The 23,388-nt window shown below is 59.7% G+C and carries 21 protein-coding genes; 11 read left to right on the top strand and 10 right to left on the bottom strand.

Annotation, left to right across the window (positions count from 1 at the left end; all coding sequences use genetic code 11):
* Positions 1-131: 131 nt before the first annotated feature.
* The 5 genes from pagP to L1P05_RS12850 all read left to right on the top strand — a co-directional run bounded on the left by pagP (position 132) and on the right by L1P05_RS12850 (position 5,413).
* Positions 132-638, top strand: a complete 507-nt coding sequence (gene pagP, locus L1P05_RS12870) for a lipid IV(A) palmitoyltransferase PagP (RefSeq protein WP_417926537.1) — start codon at positions 132-134, stop codon at positions 636-638.
* Positions 639-797: 159 nt separating this feature from the next.
* Complete coding sequence (locus tag L1P05_RS12865; RefSeq protein WP_012849513.1) at positions 798-2,063, top strand: PP2C family protein-serine/threonine phosphatase; 1,266 nt, start codon at positions 798-800, stop codon at positions 2,061-2,063.
* Positions 2,060-2,398, top strand: a complete 339-nt coding sequence (locus L1P05_RS12860; protein ID WP_012849512.1) for an STAS domain-containing protein — start codon at positions 2,060-2,062, stop codon at positions 2,396-2,398. Before L1P05_RS12865 ends, L1P05_RS12860 begins: the two co-directional genes overlap by 4 nt.
* Before the next feature lie 11 nt (positions 2,399-2,409).
* A complete protein-coding gene (locus tag L1P05_RS12855) occupies positions 2,410-2,850 on the top strand; it encodes an ATP-binding protein (RefSeq protein WP_012849511.1) in 441 nt (146 codons plus the stop codon).
* Positions 2,851-2,974: 124 nt separating this feature from the next.
* On the top strand, positions 2,975-5,413 hold the full coding sequence (locus L1P05_RS12850) for a glycogen/starch/alpha-glucan phosphorylase (protein WP_012849509.1): 2,439 nt from the start codon (positions 2,975-2,977) through the stop codon (positions 5,411-5,413).
* 61 nt (positions 5,414-5,474) lie between these two features.
* Here the strand turns inward: L1P05_RS12850 and L1P05_RS12845 are convergent, their stop codons facing one another.
* The gene (locus L1P05_RS12845; RefSeq protein WP_012849508.1) at positions 5,475-7,355 is read right to left on the bottom strand and encodes a potassium transporter Kup; all 1,881 of its coding nucleotides are present in this window, start codon (positions 7,353-7,355) and stop codon (positions 5,475-5,477) included.
* 348 nt (positions 7,356-7,703) lie between these two features.
* Between L1P05_RS12845 and L1P05_RS12840 the strand changes: the two genes are divergently transcribed.
* Both L1P05_RS12840 and L1P05_RS12835 read left to right on the top strand, forming a co-directional pair.
* Positions 7,704-8,915: a phosphoadenosine phosphosulfate reductase gene (locus tag L1P05_RS12840; RefSeq protein WP_012849506.1), complete on the top strand. Its 1,212-nt coding sequence runs from the start codon at positions 7,704-7,706 to the stop codon at positions 8,913-8,915.
* A 1-nt stretch (position 8,916) separates the two neighbouring features.
* Positions 8,917-9,546 carry a ParB N-terminal domain-containing protein gene (locus tag L1P05_RS12835; protein ID WP_012849505.1) on the top strand — a complete coding sequence of 210 codons (630 nt, stop codon included), beginning with the start codon at positions 8,917-8,919 and terminating at the stop codon, positions 9,544-9,546.
* A gap of 20 nt (positions 9,547-9,566) precedes the next feature.
* Here the strand turns inward: L1P05_RS12835 and L1P05_RS12830 are convergent, their stop codons facing one another.
* Positions 9,567-10,013: a hypothetical protein gene (locus tag L1P05_RS12830; RefSeq protein WP_012849504.1), complete on the bottom strand. Its 447-nt coding sequence runs from the start codon at positions 10,011-10,013 to the stop codon at positions 9,567-9,569.
* A gap of 403 nt (positions 10,014-10,416) precedes the next feature.
* Here L1P05_RS12830 and L1P05_RS12825 point away from each other — a divergent pair, with 403 nt between their 5' ends.
* A complete protein-coding gene (locus L1P05_RS12825; protein ID WP_012849502.1) occupies positions 10,417-10,989 on the top strand; it encodes an Ail/Lom family outer membrane beta-barrel protein in 573 nt (190 codons plus the stop codon).
* A 35-nt stretch (positions 10,990-11,024) separates the two neighbouring features.
* Here L1P05_RS12825 and modD read toward each other — a convergent pair whose 3' ends face one another.
* The 3 genes from modD to caiF all read right to left on the bottom strand — a co-directional run bounded on the left by modD (position 11,025) and on the right by caiF (position 13,655).
* Positions 11,025-11,873 (bottom strand): ModD protein, encoded by an 849-nt coding sequence (modD, locus tag L1P05_RS12820; protein ID WP_012849501.1) that lies wholly within the window; start codon positions 11,871-11,873, stop codon positions 11,025-11,027.
* Positions 11,870-12,691 (bottom strand): class I SAM-dependent methyltransferase, encoded by an 822-nt coding sequence (locus L1P05_RS12815; protein WP_012849500.1) that lies wholly within the window; start codon positions 12,689-12,691, stop codon positions 11,870-11,872. The genes modD and L1P05_RS12815 overlap by 4 nt, the downstream gene beginning before the upstream one ends.
* Positions 12,692-13,223: 532 nt before the next feature.
* The gene (gene caiF, locus L1P05_RS12810) at positions 13,224-13,655 is read right to left on the bottom strand and encodes a carnitine metabolism transcriptional regulator CaiF (protein ID WP_034167980.1); all 432 of its coding nucleotides are present in this window, start codon (positions 13,653-13,655) and stop codon (positions 13,224-13,226) included.
* Positions 13,656-14,135: 480 nt separating this feature from the next.
* Between caiF and aes the strand changes: the two genes are divergently transcribed.
* Entirely contained in the window at positions 14,136-15,107 is a 972-nt protein-coding gene (gene aes / locus L1P05_RS12805) for an acetyl esterase (protein ID WP_015683433.1), read from the top strand.
* Positions 15,108-15,178: 71 nt separating this feature from the next.
* Here the strand turns inward: aes and L1P05_RS12800 are convergent, their stop codons facing one another.
* The 5 genes from L1P05_RS12800 to L1P05_RS12780 form a co-directional block, all read right to left on the bottom strand.
* Positions 15,179-16,495: an MFS transporter gene (locus L1P05_RS12800; protein ID WP_012849497.1), complete on the bottom strand. Its 1,317-nt coding sequence runs from the start codon at positions 16,493-16,495 to the stop codon at positions 15,179-15,181.
* 110 nt (positions 16,496-16,605) lie between these two features.
* Positions 16,606-16,893: a ferredoxin family protein gene (locus L1P05_RS12795; protein ID WP_012849496.1), complete on the bottom strand. Its 288-nt coding sequence runs from the start codon at positions 16,891-16,893 to the stop codon at positions 16,606-16,608.
* Positions 16,890-18,182 carry an FAD-dependent oxidoreductase FixC gene (gene fixC / locus L1P05_RS12790; RefSeq protein ID WP_015462125.1) on the bottom strand — a complete coding sequence of 431 codons (1,293 nt, stop codon included), beginning with the start codon at positions 18,180-18,182 and terminating at the stop codon, positions 16,890-16,892. The genes L1P05_RS12795 and fixC overlap by 4 nt, the downstream gene beginning before the upstream one ends.
* Positions 18,183-18,240: 58 nt before the next feature.
* Positions 18,241-19,182 (bottom strand): FAD-binding protein, encoded by a 942-nt coding sequence (locus L1P05_RS12785; RefSeq protein WP_012849494.1) that lies wholly within the window; start codon positions 19,180-19,182, stop codon positions 18,241-18,243.
* A gap of 11 nt (positions 19,183-19,193) precedes the next feature.
* On the bottom strand, positions 19,194-19,967 hold the full coding sequence (locus L1P05_RS12780) for an electron transfer flavoprotein FixA (RefSeq protein ID WP_012849493.1): 774 nt from the start codon (positions 19,965-19,967) through the stop codon (positions 19,194-19,196).
* Positions 19,968-20,633: 666 nt separating this feature from the next.
* Between L1P05_RS12780 and caiT the strand changes: the two genes are divergently transcribed.
* On the top strand, positions 20,634-22,157 hold the full coding sequence (caiT, locus tag L1P05_RS12775; RefSeq protein WP_012849491.1) for an L-carnitine/gamma-butyrobetaine antiporter: 1,524 nt from the start codon (positions 20,634-20,636) through the stop codon (positions 22,155-22,157).
* Between the two features lie 32 nt (positions 22,158-22,189).
* Positions 22,190-23,332, top strand: coding sequence for a crotonobetainyl-CoA dehydrogenase (gene caiA, locus L1P05_RS12770; RefSeq protein WP_012849490.1), 1,143 nt, complete (start codon positions 22,190-22,192; stop codon positions 23,330-23,332).
* Positions 23,333-23,388: the final 56 nt, after the last annotated feature.

Here is a 23,388-nt window from a genome sequence, read left to right as displayed (position 1 = left end):
TGTTTGTTTATAGAAGGTTTGTGTTTGTATTGTTATGCTATGAGCGCCTGCATTAAATAAAATAGAGTGAACCCGTTTTAGTGAAAACGCATAATGATATTCTGGCCGCGTTGGCGGCATTGCCCCTCTTTTTGACTGGGGCGGCCTTTGCCGCTGAGCCCGGGATGCTGGACACGTTACGCAACAATATTGTTCAGACCTGGGAACAGCCGCAGCATTACGATCTGTACCTGCCGGCGATTACGTGGCACGCCCGCTTTGCCTATAGCCAGGAGAAGATCGATAGCTACAACGAGCGTCCGTGGGGCGCCGGTTTTGGGCAGTCCCGCTGGGATGAGAAGGGTAACTGGCACGGCCTGTACCTGATGGCGTTTAAAGACTCGTTTAATAAGTGGGAGCCGATCGGCGGCTATGGTTGGGAGGCAACCTGGCGCCCGCTGGAGGGCTCGGACTTTCATTGGGGCGCCGGCTATACCGTGGGAGTGACCATGCGTGATAACTGGCGCTATATCCCGATCCCGGTGATCTTGCCGATGGCTTCCGTCGGCTATGGTCCGCTGACGCTGCAAATGACGTATATTCCAGGCACCTATGATAACGGTAACGTCTATTTTGCCTGGCTGAGGCTGCAGTTTTAACGCGGCGCAGGGGGCATAATTCACGGTGCGGACGGCGCCGTTTAGCGCGCGCCCGACGATAAAATACGGCGGAAAAATTGGTGAGCCGCCGGGTTGTTATCTATCTTTGCTACAGGGTACTCGGTTATTACGTCAGCGGGCGCGTCCCGGGGGATGACCATGGTAGCGGAGAGCGTCTTGCTTGCCGATACGGTATTGATTGTGGATGACTCACCGGGCTATCGCCGCCTGCTGGCGACGATCCTGGCGCGTTGGCAATACCGGGTTATCGAGGCGCAGGACGGTGAGCAGGCGCTGGCGTGTCTGGCGAGCCACCGGGTGCATATTGTGATCAGTGACTGGGAGATGCCGCTGATGGACGGCGCCGCGCTGTGCCGGGCGATCCGCGCCGGAGACTACGGTCACTATATCTATCTGATCCTGTTGACTATCCGCCAGTCGACCGAGGATATGCTGGCCGGAATGGCGGCCGGTGCCGACGATTTTTTGACGAAACCCCTCAATCAGGGGCAGCTGCGCAGTCGCCTGCATGCCGCCCAGCGCATCATCTCTCTGGAGGCCACGCTGGCGGCGCGCAACGCCACGCTGGCCCATGCCTACCAGCAGATCGAATCCGATCTGCAGGCCGCCGCCGCGATGCAGCGCAACCTGCTGCCCTCTCACGACCAAACCATTAACGGCTTCCATGCCGACTGGCTGTTTTTGCCCTCGGCCTATGTGTCCGGCGATCTGCTGAACTACGTTCTGCTGGATACGCATCATCTGGCATTCTACTGCGTGGATGTGGCCGGACACGGCGTAAGCGCCGCCATGCTGGCGCAGTCGGTGGCGCAGGAGTTTAACAGCGCGCTGTTGACCCACAGCCTGCTGTTCTCCCCGTCGGCCCAGGCGCCTGCGCCGCCGCACCAGGTGGTGGGCGAGCTTAATCGTCGCTTTTGCCTGGAGCCGCAGGAGGATGGCGTCATGCGCTACTTCACCCTGGTGTATGGGGTGCTGGATACCCGTAACGGTCAGATAGCCCTGTGCCAGGCCGGGCATCCTACACCGCTGTGGATCCGGGCGGACGGCAGCCTGAGCGGCGTTGGCGACGGCGGGCTGCCGATAGGTCTGTTTGAGTGGGCTGCGTATGAGGATCATACGCTGACGCTGGCGCCCGGCGATCGGCTGTGTCTGTACAGCGATGGCGTCAGCGAGTGCGACAGCCCGCAGGGCGAACTGTTCGGCGAGCTCCGCCTGCGCCGTGAGCTGCAGGCGCAGAGCCACGCGGCGGCGCCGCAGCTGCTGCAGACGCTGGCCGCCGCTCTCTCGCGCTGGCACAGCCCCGATGAGGGAACCCCGCATCAGCGCTTTTCCGATGATATTTCACTGTTGATGATCACCCGCTGTGCCGATGACCTGCAGGGACGGGTAGAGGAGAATATATGAATCTTGCCGTAGAGGAAGTGGATGGCCTGACGATTGTCTCACCGCTGATCCGCCGCCTGGATGCGTCGGTTGCCGGGGTATTTCGTCAGAACGTCGTTACGCTGATCGAGCAGGGGCACTATCGGCTGCTGCTGGACTTCAGCCAGGTGGACTTCATCGACAGTAGCTGCCTGGGGGCCCTGGTCTCGCTGTTGAAGCTATTAAACAATCGGGGCGATCTGCTGCTGTGCGGGCTGAATGAAAATATTCAGGGCATGTTCCGCATCACCCGGATGGATCGCGTTTTTCATATCGGTACGGATCGCCAGCAGATGTTGGCGCAGCACGGCGCCTGAGGCGGTAGGCGATGAAGCTGCGCACCTATTCATTTCCGCTGGCGGCGACGCTGGATAGTCTGGCCCCGCTGGGGGCCGCGCTGCAGGAGTTTTTTAGCGGCGCGCCGCCTGACGTGCTGTTCCAGCTGGAGCTGGCTGCCAATGAGTCCTTCAGCAATATCGTGCGCCACGGCCAGGCGGGGGCGTATCCGGTGGCGATAACCCTGACGCGTCACCCCCGACATCTGGAGGTGGTGCTGCGCGATCGCGGGCAGCCGATCCCCGCTGAGGCGCTGCGGCCGACGGCACCGGATCCCCAGATGGACGATCCGTGCAGCTGGCCGGAGCATGGCATGGGCATGCTATTGATCCGCCAAATGACCGATGAGTACCACTACCGCTACAGCGCGGGAGGAAATGAGCAGCGGCTGATCAAGTATCTGCCGCTGGGCGGCGGTACGTGCGCGCCATAGCGCATGACGGGGATCGCGGGCCGGGCGCATAGCGCGTCGGCGATGGCGAAGGGAACGACGGCTCAGGGCGCAGCGCGCCGCAGAGCCCACGGCGTATCACGCCGAGATAACAGGGGTAGCAGCTATGTCCTATAGCGCGGAAAGCGAGAGCAGTGAAAGCCGTATGCAGCGTCAGATTGTCTGTGCGCTGCGCCATCGCGTCGGTATGGAGCCGGCGGCGGCGGGCCAGCGGGACTGGTTCAACGCCCTGGCGCTGGTGGTGCGCGATCGCCTGTATGATGCCTATTGCCAAACCCGGCAGCGTCACGCGCATCAGCAGCGTAAGCGGGTGTACTACCTGTCGATGGAGTTTCTGATCGGCCAATCGCTGCGTTTTAACCTGCAGAATCTGGGACTGTACGCAACGGCGCAGGCGGCGCTGGCGGCCGAGGGGCAGGCGCTGGAGGCGCTGTTCGACAGCGAGCCGGACGCCGCGCTGGGCAACGGCGGCCTGGGGCGACTGGCCGCCTGCTTTATGGATTCGCTGGCGACCCTGGACGTCGCCGCCAGCGGTCACGGCATCAAGTATGAGTACGGTCTGTTCCGGCAGCTGATCATCAATGATCAGCAGATCGAAAAACCGGACGAGTGGCACTCGGCCGCCTCGCCCTGGATTATCCAGCATCCGAGCCAGAGCATGATCATTCCGATCTACGGGCGCATAGAGCATGGCTTCGACGCGCAGGGAAACTATAACCCGATGTGGTTGGAGTGGAAGGTGCTGCTGGGCGTCCCCAACGACTATTACGTCAGCGGCGGTGAGGATAAAGGGGTTAACCGCCTGCGTCTGTACCATGCGGCGGCCTCCGACTCCTTCGATATTCTCATCTTTAACCAGGGGGACTACCTGCAGGCGGTCGGCGAGAAGATTGGCAGCGAGAATATCTCCAAGATCCTCTACCCCTCCGACGAAATTCTCTCCGGTAAAGAGCTGCGTCTGACTCAGGAGTACTTTCTGGTCGCCTGCACCGTGCGCGACCTGCTGCGTGATTTCTTCGCCGAGCACCAGGATATTCGCCGACTGCCGGAGTGGGCGGCCGTGCACATTAACGATACGCATCCGGCGCTGATCGTGGTGGAGCTGATGCGGGTGCTGGTGGACGAGTACCGTATCGGCTGGGATGAGGCCTGGTCGATGACCTGCCGCACCTGTTCGTTTACCAACCATACCCTGATGCCGGAGGCGCTGGAGTGCTGGTCGCTGCCGCTGGTGGAGCGTCTGTTGCCCCGCCATCTGCAGCTGATTTATGAGATTAACCACCGTTTCCTGACCACGGTCAGCCGTCGCTATCCCGATGATGCCGCGCCGCTGCTGCCGTCGCTGTCGCTGATCGATGAGAGCGGAGAGAAGCGCCTGCGGATGGTGAATCTGGCGACGCTGGGCAGCCATAAGGTCAACGGCGTCTCGGCCATCCACTCCGAGCTGGTGCGCGATATGCTGCTGCCGCAGTTCAGTCGCCTGACCCCTGACAAGTTCGTCAACCAGACCAACGGGATCTCCCATCGCCGCTGGCTGCAGCTGGCCAACCCCGCGCTGGCGCAGTTTTTTACCGAGCTTATCGGTCCGGCGTGGCTGGACGATCCCCATCGTTTGGCGCAGCTATCGGACTATTGCGATGACGCTCAGGTCGTGGATCGGGTGCGGCGGATTAAAACCGACAATAAGCTGGCGCTCAGTAACTATGTCTACAGCCGCTACCGGATCGCCCTGGACCCGATGACCATGTTTGATGTTCACGCCAAGCGTTTCCATGAATATAAGCGCCAGCTGCTCAACGTGCTGCACATCATCTACCAGTATCAGCGTCTGCAGGAGGGCGTGGAGCTGGCGACGCCGAAGATCTACTTCTTCTCCGGCAAGGCGGCGCCGCGCTATACCCTGGCCAAGCTGATCCTGCAGCTGGTGAACTGCGTGGCGCGGCGCATCAGCCAGCTGCCGCGGGTGAACGGGGTTATTCGCGTGGTGTTTCTGGAGGACTACAGCGTCTCGCTGGCGGAGCGGCTGATCCCCGCCTGCGATCTGTCAGAGCAGATATCGATGGCCGGTACGGAGGCCTCCGGCACCAGCAACATGAAGTTTGCGATGAACGGCGCGCTGCTGATCGGGACGCTGGACGGCGCCAATATCGAAATCCGTCAGGCGGTCGGCGAGCAGAACTTTTACCTGTTTGGCCACACGACGCTGCAGATAGCCCAGAAGAAGGCGCAGGGCTACCGACCCTATGAGGTGCTGAGCCAGCAGCCGTCGCTGCAGATGGCGCTGGACGCGCTGGTGTCCGGCGAGCTGTGCGCCGATCGCGAACTGTTCCGCCCGCTGTATGAGATGCTGACCGCGTCGGATTACTACATGCACCTGGCCGACTTTGATGGCTATCGTCACGCTCACCAGCAGGCGCAGCTGGACTTTAGCCGGCATACCGAGTGGTATCGCCGTACCCTGCGGGGGATGAGCCGAATGGGGAGCTTCTCCAGCGATTACACCATCCGCGGCTACTGCCGCGATATCTGGAATACCGACGTATAGCGCTGCACAGCGCGACAAAGGGCGGCCCGTGGGCCGCCCTTTTTTTAGGGTGTCGAGGGGGTTACAGCGCCACCACGCGGTTGATTTCGACGACCTGATCGCTGGGCAGATAATAGTAGTCTGTGACATGAGCACTATTTCGCATCATGACGCGGAATATCTTACGCTGCCAGGTAGGAAACGCCTTGTTTCGATCCTTCATCATCAGGGATTCATGGCCGATATAGTAGGTCATCTCCTTGGGATCGCTCTGGCAGTGCTCAAAGTCGGCCCCGCTCAGCAGCTGGGGAATGTTGGGGTGCTCCATAAAGCCGTAGTGTGCGCTACAGCGCCACAGATTCGGCGCTATCTGGGTCAGGGTCACGCGCTCCGCGGGCGCGACGTAGGGAATATTGTCGACCAGGATAGTCAGCAGCAGCACGTTGCGGTGCAGCGAGCCGTTGCGCTGCACGTGCAGGCGCATCACCGACGGCACGCCGGCGGAGGAGCGGGTCAGGAATACGGCGGTGCCGGGCACCCGCGGGATATTCTGCGCCTCAATGGTGTGCAGGAAGCTGGTCAGCGGGATCATGCGCTCCTGGGTCTTGCGCAGCACCATCCGGCTGCCCTTATGCCAGACCAGCATCAGGGTGAAGATGGCCAGCGCCAGCAGCAGCGGGATATAGCCCCCCTCCATCAGCTTAGTCAGGTTGGCGCACAGGAACAGCAGATCCACGCACATGAAGAACCCGGCGGCGCACAGGCTGGCGGGCAGGGACCAGCGCCAGATCTCCCGCATGGCGATAAACAGCAGCGACGAGGTCAGGGTCATGGTCAGCGAGACGGCGATGCCGTAGGCCGCGGCCAGGTTTTCCGAGGTCTTGAAGAAGATGGCCAGCAGCAGCGTGACGATCATCAGCATCAGGTTGATGCTGCCGATGTAGATCTGGCCGTAGCTCTCCTCGGTGGTCTGCTTGATCTGCAGGCGCGGCAGCCAGCCGAGCTGGATAGCCTGGCGCGTCATGGAGAAGGCACCGCTGATAATCGCTTGGCTGGCGATGATGGTGGCCAGGGTCGCCAGGATCACCAGCGGGACCACCAGCGGCGTCGGACAGAGCAGATAGAAGATGTTCTGGCTGAGATCGGCGCCGGAGAGCACCAGGGCGGCCTGCCCGGCGTAGTTCAACAGCAGGCTGGGAAAGACGATGCCGAACCAGGCGCCCCAGATCGGCTTACGGCCAAAGTGGCCCATATCGGCGTACAGCGCCTCGGCGCCGGTCACGCACAGAAAGACGCCGCCGAGCACGACAAAGCTCAGCGTGCCGTGCGTCAGCATAAAGTGGATGGCGTAGTAGGGATTTATCGCCAGCAGTACGCTGGGATGAAGGCTGATACCCCAGATGCCCAGCGCGGCGATAGAGAGAAACCACAGCGTCATGATCGGGGCAAACAGCTTGCTGATCCGCGCGGTGCCCAGATGCTGCAGCGCAAACAGCAGCACCAGAATAACGACCGTCGCCGGCAGAATATAGGGATCCAGCTGCGGCATGACCAGATTGAGCCCCTCTAGCGCGGAAAGGACTGAAATGGCCGGGGTGATCGCCCCATCGCCATAGATCAGCGCCGCGCCGAACAGGGCCGCCATGACGATGGCCGGGCGCGAATGTTTGTGGCGTACCAGCAGGGACATCAGCGCCAGAATACCGCCCTCGCCGTGGTTGTCGATGCGCATTACGCACAGGGCATATTTAAGCGAGGTAATAATGACCAGCGTCCAAAATACCAGCGAAAGCAGCCCCAGCACATCCGCGGGGGCATGGGGGTTTCCGGCCAGAGAGAGTACCGTTTTCAGGGTATAGAGCGGACTGGTGCCAATATCGCCAAAGACGATGCCCAATGCGCCAAATACCAGGATAGGTAGACGCTTGCCGGTGGATGCGTCGTTATCCGTACGCTCGGGCATGACATATCTCCTGATAATTACTTGATTTTCATAGTATAGCATAGACAATTTCTATGATGAATTGCCCAGCGGGCGATATTGTTATTCCTTGGCGACGGCGCGGCGTTGCCATTGATGCTACTCGGCGGCGGCGTAATTACTGTCGGTCCGATGCCAAATTATTTTCTGTATTTATTTGTCACTAGAAGTTTATTTCAAATATTTATTTATAAGAATAAAAGTGTGATCACCAAAATAGTTGGATGAAAAAACGTTGGCGTCGCGCTGGTATTTAAATTTAATATTCAAATTACGCTAAGCCTGCTATCTATTTTAATGATGTTTAAATATTAATTATATAGGGAAGTTATGAAAAAGATCCCGCTAAAGGAGAACGTCTTCGTTGCCGCCTATGCCCGGATGAACTGGGTATTTGAAACTTTTCCTCGGGTGTGCGTTTCATTTTCCGGCGGAAAGGATTCTACCGTTCTATTGCATATCGCTGCCGAGGTCGCGCGTCGGAAAAAGCGCCGTCTCTTCGTCCTGTTTGTCGATTGGGAGGTGCAGTTCAGCCATACCATCCAGCATATCGAGAGTATGCGTCAGCGCTATCAGGATGTGATTGAGCGTTTCTTTTGGGTGGCGCTGCCGCTGACGACGGCCAGCGGGGTGTCGCAGTATGAAACGGAGTGGACCTGCTGGCAGCCGGGGGTGACGTGGGTGCGCCAGCCGCCGCCGGATGCCATCACCGATCCGGACTTCTTTCCGTTCTATACGTCGGGTATTAGCTTCGAAGCCTTTGTGGTGGCCTTTTCCCTCTGGCTATCGGGGCGTAAGAGTATGGCGACGTTGGTGGGGATCCGCGCCGATGAGTCCCTGAACCGCTTTATGGCGGTGGCGTCGCAAAGCAAGCTGCGCTACGACGACGACAAGCCCTGGACGACCGCCTCTCAGGATGGCTTTTACTATACCGCCTATCCGCTGTATGACTGGAAGGTCAGCGATATCTGGCATTTTAACGCGCAGCAGCGTCTGCCCTATAACCCGCTGTATGATCTGATGTATCGCGCCGGGGTGCCGCTGCGTCAGATGCGTATCTGCGAGCCTTTCGGCCCAGAGCAGCGTAAGGGGCTGTGGCTGTACCACGTGCTGGAGCCGACGACCTGGGGACGCGCCTGCTCGCGGGTCGCCGGTGCCAACGGCGGCGCTATCTACGCCAATCAGAGCGGGGCGTTTTATGCCCTTAATCGGCAGATCGACAAGCCGCCTCAGCACACCTGGAAAAGCTATGTCCACTATCTGTTGGCCAGCATGCCGCAGAAAACGGCGGAGCATTACCGCAATAAGATCGCCATTTACCTGCGTTGGTATCAGCGCCACGGCTACCCGCAGGATATTCCCGACAGCCAGGAGAGCGATCTGGGAGCCCGCGATATTCCCTCGTGGCGTCGGATTTGTAAAACCCTGATCAAAAATGATTTCTGGTGCCGATCGCTGTCCTTCAGCCCCAATCGGCCGCAGGCCTACGCGCGCTATGTTAAGCGCATACAGCAGAAGCGCCATCAATGGGAGATTATCTGAGATGACCCTAGAAGCCCTAGAGCAGGCGCTGATCGATCTGCTGGAGTCCCAGTCGACGACGGCGCAGCGCATCGCGCTGCTTAATCGGCTGCGGACGCTGCTGCATCGCTACAGTCCCTTTGCCGATGAGCCGGTGGACTGCGTGCTGTGGATCGCCAACGAACGGATTGAGGCCAATGACTATAACCCCAACGTGATGGCGCCGGTGGAAAAACGGCTGCTGCAGCGTTCGCTGGCTTCGGACGGCTATACCCAGCCGGTGGTGGCGGTGGCGCAGGGAGAGCGCTACGTGGTGATCGACGGTTTTCACCGTTACCTTCTGGGCCGTAAGAACGTGGCGCTACGCCAGCGACTGCAGGGCTATCTGCCGGTGACGCTGCTGGTCAGCGCGAGTGAGGATGCGGCGGCGCGCATTGCGGCCACGATCCGCCATAACCGCGCGCGCGGCAAGCACCAGATCGCGCCGATGTCCGATATCGTCCGCGATCTGCACCGCCTGGGCTGGGATGAGGGGCGCATCGGCGAAGAGCTGGGCATGGACGCCGATGAGGTGCTGCGGCTCAAGCAGATCAGCGGACTGGCGGAGCTGTTTGCTGACGAGGGCTACAGCCAGGGATGGACGGTGGATTAGCGGCGAGCCGCGCCGACGGCTCAAAAGCCGACGTCGCGGAACATGTCGCTCCCCATGCCGCCGTCGCGCGGGCGATTCATCTCTTCCATCTGCTTAATCAGCCCGAGACTGGCCCCGATGGGGCCACCCACGCTGAAGCCGACGCTGCTGGAGCGGCTGTTGGCACGGCTGCTACTGTGGGTTTGGCTACTGTTGTTACAGTTGCTTTGGCGGGTGCGGGTGACGCCGTCATCGCTGAACACGCTGTCCTCACTCTGGGTGCAGCTTCCCTGAGACTGCGTATGGCTATCGCCGGTCGTATGGCTGCTGCTGTCGGTGTGCCACTCGCTATATTGTCCGGCGGGGGCGATGACGTTGACCGGAGTGCCGTAGGCGGCATAGTGCTGGAGCGGTACCCCGCCGCAGGCGCTTAATAACAGTGAGGCGCCTGCGATAAAAAGGAACTTACCCAGAGTTATTTTCTTCATTATATATACCTATTTTTGGTTAGTTATTTTTGATGCTGTGTTGAATCAGGCTGGCTATTATTCATTCTTATCCCCCAAGATCAAGCGGTTTTAAATAAATTGGTATTATTCCTAGTGATGTTTTTTGGCGTGAAGATTCATTTGCAATACAATTAAATGAACGCCGAAGTGACCATTCGGTAAAATCGATGTGATTTTTTCCGCTATTCCTATTTGTCCGCTGTCGTGCGCAGAAATGCGCGTTCGTTTATGTTTGGTGTATTTTCGCAAGGGTATTTTACGCCGGTCGCAGCGGCGCTCACGCGGCGCCGAAATAAGACTCTCATGCCATTTTGGCGCCGCGCCGCTGGCGTGCCTGACGGTTTCTTAATTTAAATATTGTCTATTTTTAGGAATAATCATAATGAAAAAAAGTTTTTGCGCAGTATCTCTGTTGATTTCCCTGGGTGCCGCTGCGCCGGTAATGGCTGAGGGCCAGACGGTTTCTCTGGGCTATGCTCAGGCCAAGGTGGCTGATTTTAAAAATATTGCCGGGGTTAACCTGAAATATCGCTATGAGTGGGACTCTCCCCTTAGCCTGATGACCTCCTTTACCTATATGAGCGGCAGCAAGGCGTTCAGTGAAAGCACGGGGCTGGAGTATTCTCGCGGTAATGGGGATCTAAAATATTACTCTCTGGCGGCGGGCCCGGCCTGGCGGATTAATGATAGCGTCAGCGTTTATGGGCTGCTGGGGGTTAACGTGAATAAGACCACGGTCTCCGCCGCCTGGCGCGACGTGTGGGTCGGCGGCTATGAAGAGGGCAGTCTGCAGCAAACGCGCAGTAAGGGGTCGCTGATGTACGGCGCCGGTCTGCAGATCAACCCGCTGGCCAACTGGAGCATCGATGTGGGCTATGAGGGATCGCGCGTCGATCTGGGCGGCAGCAAGCACAGCATCAACGGCTTTAACCTGGGTGTCGGCTACCGCTTCTAAGCCAGCGGCGGGGGCCGGGTGCCCCCGCGACGGGGTTAGGGGCAGGGCATCAGGCGGACTTTAATGTCCGCCGGCGCCGCGTGATAAGGTGCCGAGGTGATCAGCAGCCCGACGCCCGTCTGAGCGATGGTCTCAATGCTGTTCAGGTTGATCCCACCGGCCAGCGACAGGCGGCAGCGGGGGGCCAGCGTGGCCGCCTGCGTCTGGATCTGCGCTATCTGCGCCGGGGTGAACTTATCCAGCTGCAGAATATCGGGCTGCGCGGCCAGCGCCGCCGCGGCCTCCTGCGGAGTGTCCGCTTCGACGATCAGGGTCTTTTCCGGCGCCTGACGACGCAGGCGCGCCACCATTCCCCGCCAGTCATCGGGCTGCGGCCAGAAACGCCGGTGGTTGGTGAACAGCAGAACGGTTTCAGCGCAGCCGGCGCGGTGCAGAATGGCGCCGCCGTCGAGCACCGCCTGCATGGCGGCTAGCCGGGTGCCGGGAATCGACTTGCGGGTACAGGCTATCTGCCCCTCGGGCTGGTAGCGGCGCAGGATATCCACCATGCGGGCGGCGTAGTCGCTGACCCCGCAGCTCCACTCCAGCAGATTCTGGCTGGCTTTCCAGCCCTGGTGCAGCGCGGCGGCGCTGCCGCGGGCCTGCAGCAGCAGGGCGCCGGGCTCGACCCGATCGCCGTCGCGCACGGCGGCGATGCTCTCCAGCCCCAGTCGGGCCAGCATGCGGCAGGTGAGGGCGATGGCGCTGATGCAGCCCCCCTGACGGTGGTAAAAATGCATCTCACCGCGTTGTTCGCCGATCCCCAGCGCGCGGGTGGTGATATCCCCCCCCTGGATATCCTCCTGCAGCCAGGCATCCAGCTGGCTGTCGCTGATAAAAATCATTCCCGATCCTCCGTTAATGGCTGCGGCTGCCAGGCGATCAGCGCCCAGTCACGTCGCGCTCCGGCCGGCGCGCGTCCCCGCTGCCGGCAGTGATGATAATAGGCCTCCAGCGCCTGACGCTCCTGCGGGCTGATCTCGCCCAGCGCCAACGCGATGGCATCGGCAAACTGCGCCGCCGTCGCGGCGTGCTGCTGGCAGGCGGGCGCGCCGATAAAGCTCACGCTGGCGTGGATCCCCATCTGGTAGAGAATATTGACGGCATAGATATAGTTGGGTAGCTCGCGGATCGGGCGGCCGATGGCCTGTAGGATGTGCGGATCAACGAAGCTGCCGCTGACCGGATGAGTGGTGTAGACCCACTGACGAGCGTGGCGATTAAGCTTGGCCAGCGCCGGGCGCAGATCGTCGACCAGGGTCGAGCGCGAGGCGACGACGACGTCGCAGCGGGGAATATCGTCCCAGGGCTCCTCCCAGGCGCGCTGTATCAGCGTGACGTTGTCCAGGCGCAGGTGTTCGGCGCGCTGGGCCGCGACCGCCAGCATACCCTGGCTGTAGTCCAGGCCATAGGTCTGACGCAGGCGCGGCGCCGTCGCCAGACAGACGCTGCCGGGGCCGCACCCGACGTCCAGCAGGGTCTGCGCCCGGCTGAGATCCATCGCCGCCACCAGCTGCTGCAGGTAGGGATCCTGCGGCGCGGCGCAGGTGACTGACATGGCCTGCGCCCGGCGATCCCAGTGCGCCGGCGGTTTGGTGGAACGCTGCGCCTGCTTCAGCTGCTGGCGGTACAGCGCGGCGAAGTCTATTTCATCGATCAGCATAACCCTTCTCCTTGGCGGGGCGTCCGCGCCAGCGCGGTTGGCTGGCGCAGATATCGCCATCGCTATATATTTGTTTATATAATGAAAAGCGGCGAGCGTGACGTCAAGCGCCGCGTGATACCGACGCCGGTGGTCTCACGAAGATATTACGCGCTTTTTATCCGACGTCGACAGCCCATGCGGACAGGCGAGCGTTCGACGCCGGGGCGCGGCGACCTGCGGCAGAATAAAACGGGGCGGAGGGGATGGCGGAGAGCCAATAATGCGTCATGCGGCACGGAAAATTTAGCAATTAGCCAAATCGGACGTTAGCTAATAAATAAATATATCGCTGAATGCGTTATTTATTGTATAACGGAAAGGCAAGGCTTATGTCGCAGGAGTCGATACGCAGGCGGTATTTTGCGTTATATTCTCCTATGACATCTTGAATGATTACCCGTCCGCACCGGACTGATTCTGCCACCCTCTGGGCGTCGGTGGCCGGGTGGAATGGTGCGGATGGGTAAACTTTCTCGGTATGATCCTACCCTTATTTACGCTGTGCCTTAGAGAGCATCCACTGCCATTTTTGTTCGCGGTTGAGCTCATCGGGGGGGACGCGAATGGCCATGCGCGCGACGGCCTCGGCCTCCGCTGCCTTCTGCTCTGCATCGGCGGGGGTGCCTTCGCTCTCCGTGTTGATGGCGTTGCGGATCCGCGCGGCGATCAGCTCATCGATGTGGCTGACCTGAATCAGGCGTTGGCACTGGCAGCCGCGGCCCTCCAACTGATTGGGGACCGTCTTGGTCTGACAGGTAATCTCCTCCACGCCGGATAAAATATAGGATACGGTGTTGATGGCTTTGCAGGGAGAAAGGTCGAACTGTTGGGCTATCTCGCGGGCGCTGACCCAACGCTGCTGTTGCATCACCCAGCGTGCAACGGACAGATATAAAGGTTCCTGAGCATACTCTCTACACATATTCCCACCCATTTAACCAGAATGATTAATCCAATTAACAGTATTCTGTAACCTGTCGTGCAATATTCGTGAGGCATCCTGACAGCATCGCTGACGTCTGTGCACACAGGCTATGGATATATTTGAATATACCCAACGGCTGCCGCTAATCACAATGAATTTTTATATCTTTTTGATAAAAATGTCGCCGCGACACTGTTGTTAAAACAATGTTTTGCTTAGGTGTGTAATATGTGATTGTTCGTATTTCTTATCGCGCGGTGCATTAACATGATGCTCTCGCAGAGGGGGTGATGGTGATCATGAATATTATTGTCGATGTTATTTTATTACATTTTTTGATGCTCGGTGCCGGGCGTATTTCGCGTGAAATACTCTGGTAATTCTATTATTTATAATGGTTTTTTCTGCTTATGGCGTAGCTCACAGAACCCATTTCTGTATGTCATAAAATATCAGTTAGTTGATTGGGAGAACGGTATGCAACAAAAGAATAAAGTAAATGTACCTGAGCGCATTTCTGATGAAATGAAGCGGGTTCTGCAATTTCAGCAGCAGAATACAACGGATGAACAGAATTGTTCAGATTATTCGTCGATGCGTCAGGCCTATATTCAGGAGCGGCAGTATTGGAATCAGGGCGGCGCCGAAATGGCCCGCTGTGAGCAGGTCAACGTGGAGACGCCCCATGGCCCGGTTGCGACGCGTATCTACTTTCCGCGTCACCCGGCGCAGGCGGTGCTGTTTTATCTGCACGGCGGCGGATTTATTGTGGGCAATCTGGATACCCACGATCGCATTATGCGCCTGCTGGCCGACTACAGTCGCTGCGCGGTGATCGGTATCGATTACAGCCTGTCGCCGGAGGCGCGCTTCCCGCAGGCCATCGAGGAGAGCGTCGCCGTCTGTGAGTTCTTTCATCGCCGCGCCGATGAGTTCGGGCTGCCGATGGCGCGGATTGGCTTTGCCGGTGATTCCGCCGGGGCCATGCTGGCGATGGCGACGGTGCTGTGGATGCGCGATCGCGGGATCGACTGCGGCGAGGTGCGCGGGGTGCTGCTCTACTACGGTCTGTATGGTCTGCAGGATTCAGCCAGCCGTCGCCTGTACGGCGGCGTTTGGGATGGACTTACCCAGGCGGATCTGCAGAGCTATGAGCAGGCCTACCTGCCGGATGCGGCGTCGCGGGAGTCGCCCTATTACTGCCTGTTTAACAACGATCTCACCTATGGCATTCCCCCCTGCTTTATCGCCGGGGCACAGTTCGATCCGCTGCTGGACGACAGCGTGGCGCTGTACCAGACGCTGCGCGAACACCGCCAGCCCTGCAGCTACCACATGTATCCCGGCGTGATGCACGCCTTTCTGCACTACTCCCGCATGATGGAGAGCGCCGACTGCGCCCTGCGCGACGGCGCCGACTATTTTTACCGTCAGCTTCAGATTGCCTGATGCGCAGCGGGTAGCCTTAGGGCTACCCGCCGATTCGCGGCCGATGCTCCCGCCCACGGGGCGGAATGGCGTTAAAACAGTTTCATCCGGCTGGTTTGCTCCAGCGACAGCCCGCGAGTCTCCGGCGCCATCATCACCGAGATCAGCAGACCGAACAGCGAAATGCCGGCGCCGACCAGCATGGTGGCGGAGATCCCGTGCTGCTGCATGAACAGCGGCAGGGCATAGGTTGAGACCACGGTGCCGATGCGGCTCAGCGACATGGCGGCGCCGACCGCCGAGGCGCGGATCGCCGTGGGAAACAGCTCATTAGGATAGAGCCACTGTAGGATCCCCGGGCCGCCGGAGAAGAAGGCGTACAGGGCGAAGGCGCTGACGATCAGCAGGATGCCGGGCTGATCGACCAACCCCAGCATCAGCAGCGACAGGGTCATGATGGCGAAGCTGCCGATCAGCAGCGGACGACGGCCAACGCTGTTGAGCCAGTACATGGCCGGCAGGCAGCCGAGCATGAAGAACAGGCTGATCACCACGTTGCCCAGCACCGCCTCTCGCCCCTGCTCCAGCCCCAGCAGGGTGACGATCTGCGGGCCAAAGGTGTAGATGGCGAACATGGGGATCACCTGGCAGGTCCAGATGGCGGCGACGAACAGGATCGAGGAGAGATGACGGCGGCTGAAGATATCGCGGTAGCGGGTCTCCTGGGGGGCTTCGTCATCAAAGGTCACCGGCTGGCCGAACAGCTTGATCATCAGCGCGCGGCATTCGGCGTGGCGCCCTTTGCGGATCAGCCAGCGCGGCGACTCCGGAAGCTCGACCCGGCCCAGTAAGATGATGATACAGGGGACGATCGCGCTGCCCAGCATCCAGCGCCAGCCGTTTTCCACATCGTACAGCAGATAGCCCACCAGATCGGCGGCGGTGGCGCCGATATACCACATGGCGGCGATAAACCCCATGGTGAAGGCGCGCTGTTTGGTGGAGGAGAATTCGGCGATCATCGAGGTGGCGATGGGGTAGTCGGCGCCGATAACGATGCCGATTAGAAAGCGCAGGATCACCAGCTCCAGTGGCGAGGTGACAAACATGGTGGCGGCAGAGATCACGCCGATGGCGATGATGTCGATCAGAAACATCAGGCGGCGCCCGACCCGATCCGCCACATAGCCGAACAGCGAGGTGCCGATGAACAGCCCGACCAGCGTGGCGGCGCCGACCATCCCTATCCAATTGGCGTCCAGCTGCAGCAGGGGGGTCAGCTGCTCAAGGGCGATGCCGATAATCACCAGAACGTAGCCATCGAGGAACGGGCCACCGCTCCCCCACAGCATGATCTTGCGGTGCACCGGTGTAAAACGGATGTCATCGAATCTTTTATGCTGTTCCATAATCCTGGTATCTGTAAAAGTGGCGATGCAAGCCCCGCGACAGGCGGGGCGCCGGCAGGCGGCTTATTATTGTGATACGGCGGAAACGGTGTGCCGTCTCCGCCGGAGGGTCAGCCGTAGCGGTATTCGACGCCGAAGGTGCCGCGTGGGTAGTTCCACTGCTCCAGGACGTCATCGACGCCCAGGATGCGGCAGGTGCCGCACTCCAGACAGCCGGCGTAGTCGAACTGAATCGTGCCGTCGTCCTGTAGCTTGTACAGCCCCGCCGGACAGGCCAGGGTCAAGGTATGGAACGCCGCCATGTTCGGGTGTTCGCGGATGATGATATGCGGGTGTCCCTCATCGACATGGAACTTATTGATGCTCAGTTTGACATCGACGTTAACCGGTTCGCTCATAGTGCTGTCACTCCTTTAATGCCGTCTTTGAGCAGATTCAGGTAGCCGACCTGTTTGCAGTGCTGCAGCAGGGTCTTACGCAGCGGCTGCGGCGGGCGCCCGTCGACGGTGAACAGCGCAGACATGATGTCGGCGGCCAGCTGTGGGTATTGGGTGAACATGCGCGGGTTATCCATCATCTGCGGTACCTTGCGGTAGTGGCGCAGCTCTTTCATCACCGGCAGGCTCTCCAGCAGACGCGGATACTCGGCCAGTCCGGCGGCGCTGAAGTCGTTCTTTTCTCGGGCGGCCAGTACGGCGCGCGCCGCGGCTTCACCGGAGGCGATGGCCAGATCCATTCCGCGAATGGTAAAGCCCAGGTTAAGGCACATGCCTGCCGCATCGCCGGCCAGCAGGACGCCGTCGGCCACCAGCTTCGGCTGCATGTTGATGCCGGCTTCCGGCACCACGTGGGCGGCGTACTCGACGGTTTTGCCGCCTTCGATCAGCGGGCGCACCGTCGGGTGCTGTTTAAAGTCTTCCAGCATCTGGGGGATGGATTTCCCCGCCTGCTCAATGTGGTGCAGACCGCAGACGATCCCCAGCGACAGAGAGTCGCCGTTGGTGTAGAGGAAACCGCCGCCCATCAGGCCGTCGGAGGGGGTGCCGGCGAACAGCCAGGCGGTGCCGTCGTTCCCCTGCAGGGCAAAACGCGCCTCCAGCAGCTCGCGCGGCAGTTCGATCAGCTCTTTGACCCCCACGGCGACGTTTTTGGCCTCGACCCGCGGCTGTACCATGCCGATCTGCTCGGCCAGCAGGGCGTTGACCCCTTCCGCCAGGATCACGACGTTGGCCTCCAGCTCGTCGCCGTCGGCCTCTACGCCGACGACCCGGCCATCGCGTTGGATCAGACGATCGACGCGGATGCCGGGGATAAACTGGGCGCCGGCCGCTTCGGCCTGCTCCATCAGCCAGGTATCAAATTTACCGCGCAGCACCGAATAGGAGGCCGCCTCGGCCGCCCCGTCGCGGGCGTTGTGGTAGTCCAGGGTGACGGCGCTGTCGGCGGTGAGGAAGGAGATCTTCTCGTGGGTAATGCGGCGCTCAACCGGCGCCTGTTCGGCGAATCCGGGAATGATACGCTCCAGAGTGTGGGCATACAGTCGGCCGCCGGTGACGTTTTTGGCGCCGGCGTAGTTGCCGCGCTCAATCACCAGCACGTTGGCTCCGGCGCGCGCCAGAACCAGCGCGGCTACGCAACCGGCCAGACCGGCGCCGACGATAATCGCGTCAAATGCATCTTCAGACATGGTGTCTCCAGTGGCAGATAATGCGGCCGGCGCCGGGGTGACGGCGCCGGCCATACGGCTAGCGTTTCAGGGCTTCGGTCAGGGCGGGGACGATTTTCACCAGATCGCCGACGATACCGTAGTCGGCATACTGGAAGATCGGGGCATTCTTATCTTTGTTGATCGCCATGATGGTCTGTGCGCCGTTGGCGCCGACCATGTGCTGGATCTGCCCGGAGATCCCCAGGGCCAGATACAGATCCGGCTTGATCATGATGCCGGAGATACCGACGTAGCGTTCGCGCTCCATCCACTTCTCGTTTTCTGCCACCGGGCGTGAGCAGCCCAGCTCGGCGCCGATGGCGTCGCTGAAGGCCTGCGCCAGCGCGATGTTCTGCTGGTTGCCGATGCCGCGCCCGACGCTGACGACCCAGCGCGCCTTGCCCAGATCGACGTTTTCGCCCTGCTTGGCGCGACGGGAGAGACAGGTGATAGGCTGCGCCGGTGCCACAAAGGCCAGCGCGGCGGCGCTGCCGCTGCGGGCGGCGTCTTCGGCGGCGGCGGCAAAGGCGCCGCTGGCCAGGGTGATGACCGCGTAGGGGGTATCGATGCGCTCTTTACCCAGCGCCAGACCGCCGTACACCATGTGGGTGGCGATGGGCTGACCCGCTTCCAGGGTCACTTCGCTGGCGTCGTTGACCACGCCGCCCTGCAGTCGGGCACCGAGGCGGGCGGCCAGCGCTTTGCCGCGGCGGCTGGCCGGCAGCAGCACCAGCGCTCGTTCGCCGTGGGCGCAGATGGCCTGCACCAGGGTATCCGCGTAGTCTTCGACGATGCGGTCGCTCGGCAGGGCGCCGAGATCGTGAACGGCGTCGGCGCCGAGACGGAAGGCCAGCGCCGCCTGGGCATCGCCCTGAACCACGGCCTGTACGTTGTCACCCAGCGCGAGTGCGCCGCCCATCAGCTCTGCCAGACGCGATTCGCTGTCGCTGAATACCCATACGGTTGCATATTTGCTCATGTTGTTCCCCATTAACGCACGATTTTGCGCAGATGTTCTGCAAACTCGGCGATTTGTTCTTCGCCGTCCCCTTCGATGATCACCCGCGCACGTGCCTTCTGCTGCGGCGCCTGAACGCTGAGCAGGGTGGTGTAGGCGTGGGCGTCACCGGCGTCCAGATCGTCACAAGACCAGGTCTGCGCCGGTTTTTTGGCGGCGCCGAGGATGGCCTTCATGGACGGGATCTGCGGGGCATTGATGTCGGTGGAGACGGCAATGACCGCCGGCAGGGACAGGGTGAGGGTTTCGACTTCATCTTCCAGGGTGCGTTCGATCTCGATCTGGCCATCGGAGAGGCTAAGAATACGGCTGACGCCGTTGATCGCCGGGACGGAGAGCGCATCGCCCAGCAGCAGACCAACCTGCTGTGCATACAGATCCGCCGAGCCATCGCCGCACAGGATCAGGTCAAAGCCATTTTTGCGCGCGGCGGCGGCCAGCAGAGAGGCCGTCTGGTGCGGCAGGCTGTTTTCCAGCCCCGCCGCCGAGACGGCGATCAGCTCATCCGGGCCGCGAGACAGCACATCCTTGCGCGCCTTGGCGTTGGTCAGGGCGTCGCCGCCCACGCTCATGGCGACGATATGAATATCGCTGTTCTGCTGTTTTAAGGCATTCGCCGCTTCGATCGCATTCAGATCGAACTGGCTGATTTTGGCATCCGCCTTACTGAGGTTCAGGGAGCCATCACTGTTGACCGTGATATCCTGCTCCTCGGGGATGAGTTTATAACATGCGATAATTTTCATCACTTCTCCGATAGGCAATATAAAATTTAGGTGTAGCGAAACTGTCCTGAATCAGGCTATACACAAGGAAGAAAAATTAAATTGTGTTTTTGGTAATACGCTTGTTAAAATTGATTCACCTGGTCTATAAATAAATTAACCGCCAATCAAACCGCGTAATTTAATATTTCCTCATCTCGCATCCTTGCGCTGAAATCATTCTGACGCCAATAGAAATACCATGATTCACAATGCTAAAATAATACATAGATCACCAATATTGAAGGTGTTACATCGCTTTTGCATAGCGAGATATATCGCCTTTTTGTTTGTATCTTATTGTTTTTGAATTTATTTTTTTGATTGGTTGTCGCGATGAATGCGACGACGGCAGCGGCGGCGGCGCGAGACCTGAGAAATTGTTTGATTAAGATCACGGATTATTGAACAGTCAAATTTCATTATAATCACACATTAATCATGCGTCCTTGCTTATCCCACGGGATAAGGCATGTGGATAAATGTCATTATTGTAGTTTTGTTATTAATTGCTTTTTTATTTCAAATGATATAGAGACTCATGTCGCGCCAACGTGTTTTTTATATACGCTAACGTGGCTTATTCAGAACCTTTACACTTAACGTGATCATGGCGAGGTATGCCTTTCCATGAGGGAAGATACGTAAATGAAGACTGAAAATAGCAGCAGGAAAACAGGGATAGAGCCCAAAGTCTTTTTCCCGTCCTTGATTATTGTTGCGTTACTTTGCTACCTGACCATTCGCGATTTGGATGCTTCCAACGCGGTGATCAACTCGGTATTTAACTACATCACCTACTCATGGGGCTGGGCCTTCGAGTGGTACATGGTGGTGATGCTGGGCGGGTGGTTTTGGCTGATCTTTGGCCCCTTTGCGCAACGCCGTCTGGGGGATGAGGCGCCGGAGTTCAGCACCGTCAGCTGGATCTTCATGATGTTCGCCTCCTGTACCTCTGCGGCGGTCCTGTTCTGGGGCTCCATCGAAATTTATTACTATGTCGCCACGCCGCCGTTTGGCCTGACGCCGTTCTCCAACGCCGCCAAAGAGATGGGGCTGGCCTATAGCCTGTTCCACTGGGGACCGCTGCCGTGGGCGACCTACAGCTTCTTGGCCGTGGCCTTTGGTTACTTCCTGTTCGTGCGCAAAATCAGCGTAGTCCGCCCCAGCGGCACCCTGGTCGCGCTGATGGGCGAGAAGCGCTGCAACGGCCTGTTCGGCGTGGTGGTCGATAACCTGTACCTGGTTGCGCTGATCTTGGCGATGGGGACCAGCCTGGGGCTGGCGACGCCGCTGGTGACCGAATGTATCCAGTACCTGTTCGGCGTGCCGCATACGCTGGAGCTGGATGCGCTGATCATCTGCTGCTGGATCGTCTTTAACGCCGTATGCGTCGCCTTTGGCCTGCAGAAAGGGGTCAAGATGGCCAGTGACGTGCGTAACTACCTGAGCATCATCGTTCTGGCCTGGGTACTGATCATCGGCGCCACCAGCTTCACCGTGAACTACTTCACCGACTCCGTCGGGGTGCTGCTGATGAACGTCGGCCGCATGCTGTTCTACACCGACGCCGTCGGCAAGAGCGGCTTCCCGCAGGCCTGGACCGTGTTCTACTGGGCATGGTGGATCGTGTACGGCATCCAGATGTGTATCTTCCTGGCCCGTATCTCTAAAGGCCGTACCGTGCGCCAGCTGTGCCTGGGGATGGTTGGCGGTCTGACGGCGTCGACCTGGCTGCTGTGGACCATTCTGGGCAGCAACACCCTCTCTCTGATGACTAACAGCGTGGTCGATCTGCCGAAGACCATCGAGACCCACGGCGTTGCCCGCGCCATCATCGAAACCTGGGCCGCGCTACCGATGAGTACGGCGACCATGTGGGCGTTCTTCATCCTGTGCTTCATCGCCACCGTGACCCTGATAAACGCCTGCTCCTACACCCTGGCGATGTCGACCTGTAAAGAGGCCAGCGGCTATCAGGAGCCGCCGATCTGGGTTCGCGTCGGCTGGTCCGTACTGGTGGGGATCATCGGCATCATCCTGTTGGCCCTGGGCGGACTGAAGCCGATTCAGACGGCGATCATCGCCGGCGGCTGCCCACTGTTCTTTGTCAACATATTGATAACTATATCGTTCTTGAAAGATGCCAAGTCCACGTACTGGAAATATTAAACCGTTAATTTGCCAAACAAGAGGTCTGACACATGGATTTTACACTGACTGACGAGCAGGAGCTGTTCGTTGCCGGGATTCGCGATCTGATGGCGCAGGAAAACTGGGAAGCCTACTTTGCCGAGTGCGATCGCAACAGCGAATACCCTGAACGTTTTGTTAAGGCACTGGCGGATATGGGCATCGACTCGCTGCTGCTGCCGGAGGATCAGGGTGGGCTGGACGCCGGGTTCGTCACCCTGGCCGCGGTCTGGATGGAACTGGGCCGCCTGGGGGCGCCGACCTATGTGCTGTACCAGCTGCCGGGCGGGTTTAACACCGTCCTGCGCGAGGGGACCGCGGAGCAGATCGACCGCATCATGGCCTTCCGCGGCACCGGCAAGCAAATGTGGAACTCTGCGATCACCGAGCCGGGCGCCGGCTCCGACGTGGGCAGCCTGCAGACCACCTATACGCGCAAAAACGGCAAGGTCTACCTCAACGGCAGCAAGTGCTTCATCACCAGCAGCGCCTACACCCCGTATCTGGTGGTGATGGCGCGCGACGGCGCCTCGCCGGAGAAAGCGGTCTACTCCGAGTGGTTTGTCGATATGAGCCTGCCGGGTATCAAGGTCAACAAGCTGGAGAAGCTGGGCCTGCGTATGGACAGCTGCTGTGAGGTGGTGTTCGACAACGTCGAGCTGGAGGAGAAGGATCTGTTCGGTCGCGAAGGCAACGGCTTCAACCGGGTGAAAGAAGAGTTCGATCATGAACGTTTCCTGGTGGCGCTGACCAACTATGGCACCGCGCTGTGCGCCTTTGAGGACGCCGCGCGCTACGCCAACCAGCGCGTGCAGTTCGGTGAAACCATCGGCCGCTTCCAGCTGATCCAGGAGAAGTTCGCCCACATGGCGATCAAGCTGAACTCCATGAAGAACATGCTGCTGGAGTCTGCCTGGAAGAGCGACAACGGTCTGATGACCTCCGGCGATGCGGCGATGTGTAAATACTTCTGCGCCAACGCCGCCTTCGAGGTCGTGGACACCGCCATGCAGGTGCTGGGTGGGGTCGGGATCGCCGGCGATCACCGCATCACCCGCTTCTGGCGCGACCTGCGCGTGGACCGCGTTTCCGGCGGCTCCGACGAGATGCAGATCCTGACCCTGGGCCGCGCGGTGCTGAAGCAGTACCGCTAAGGGCCGCAGACGGCCGCCGCGGCGACCGTCTGTCTGCCATGACACCCGGGGTCAGC

The organism is Edwardsiella piscicida (assembly GCF_021733145.1).
In the GTDB taxonomy this organism is placed as follows: domain Bacteria; phylum Pseudomonadota; class Gammaproteobacteria; order Enterobacterales; family Enterobacteriaceae; genus Edwardsiella; species Edwardsiella piscicida.
Note: the sequence above shows the minus strand (reverse complement) of the source record. Positions and strands in the feature narration are given on the sequence as shown.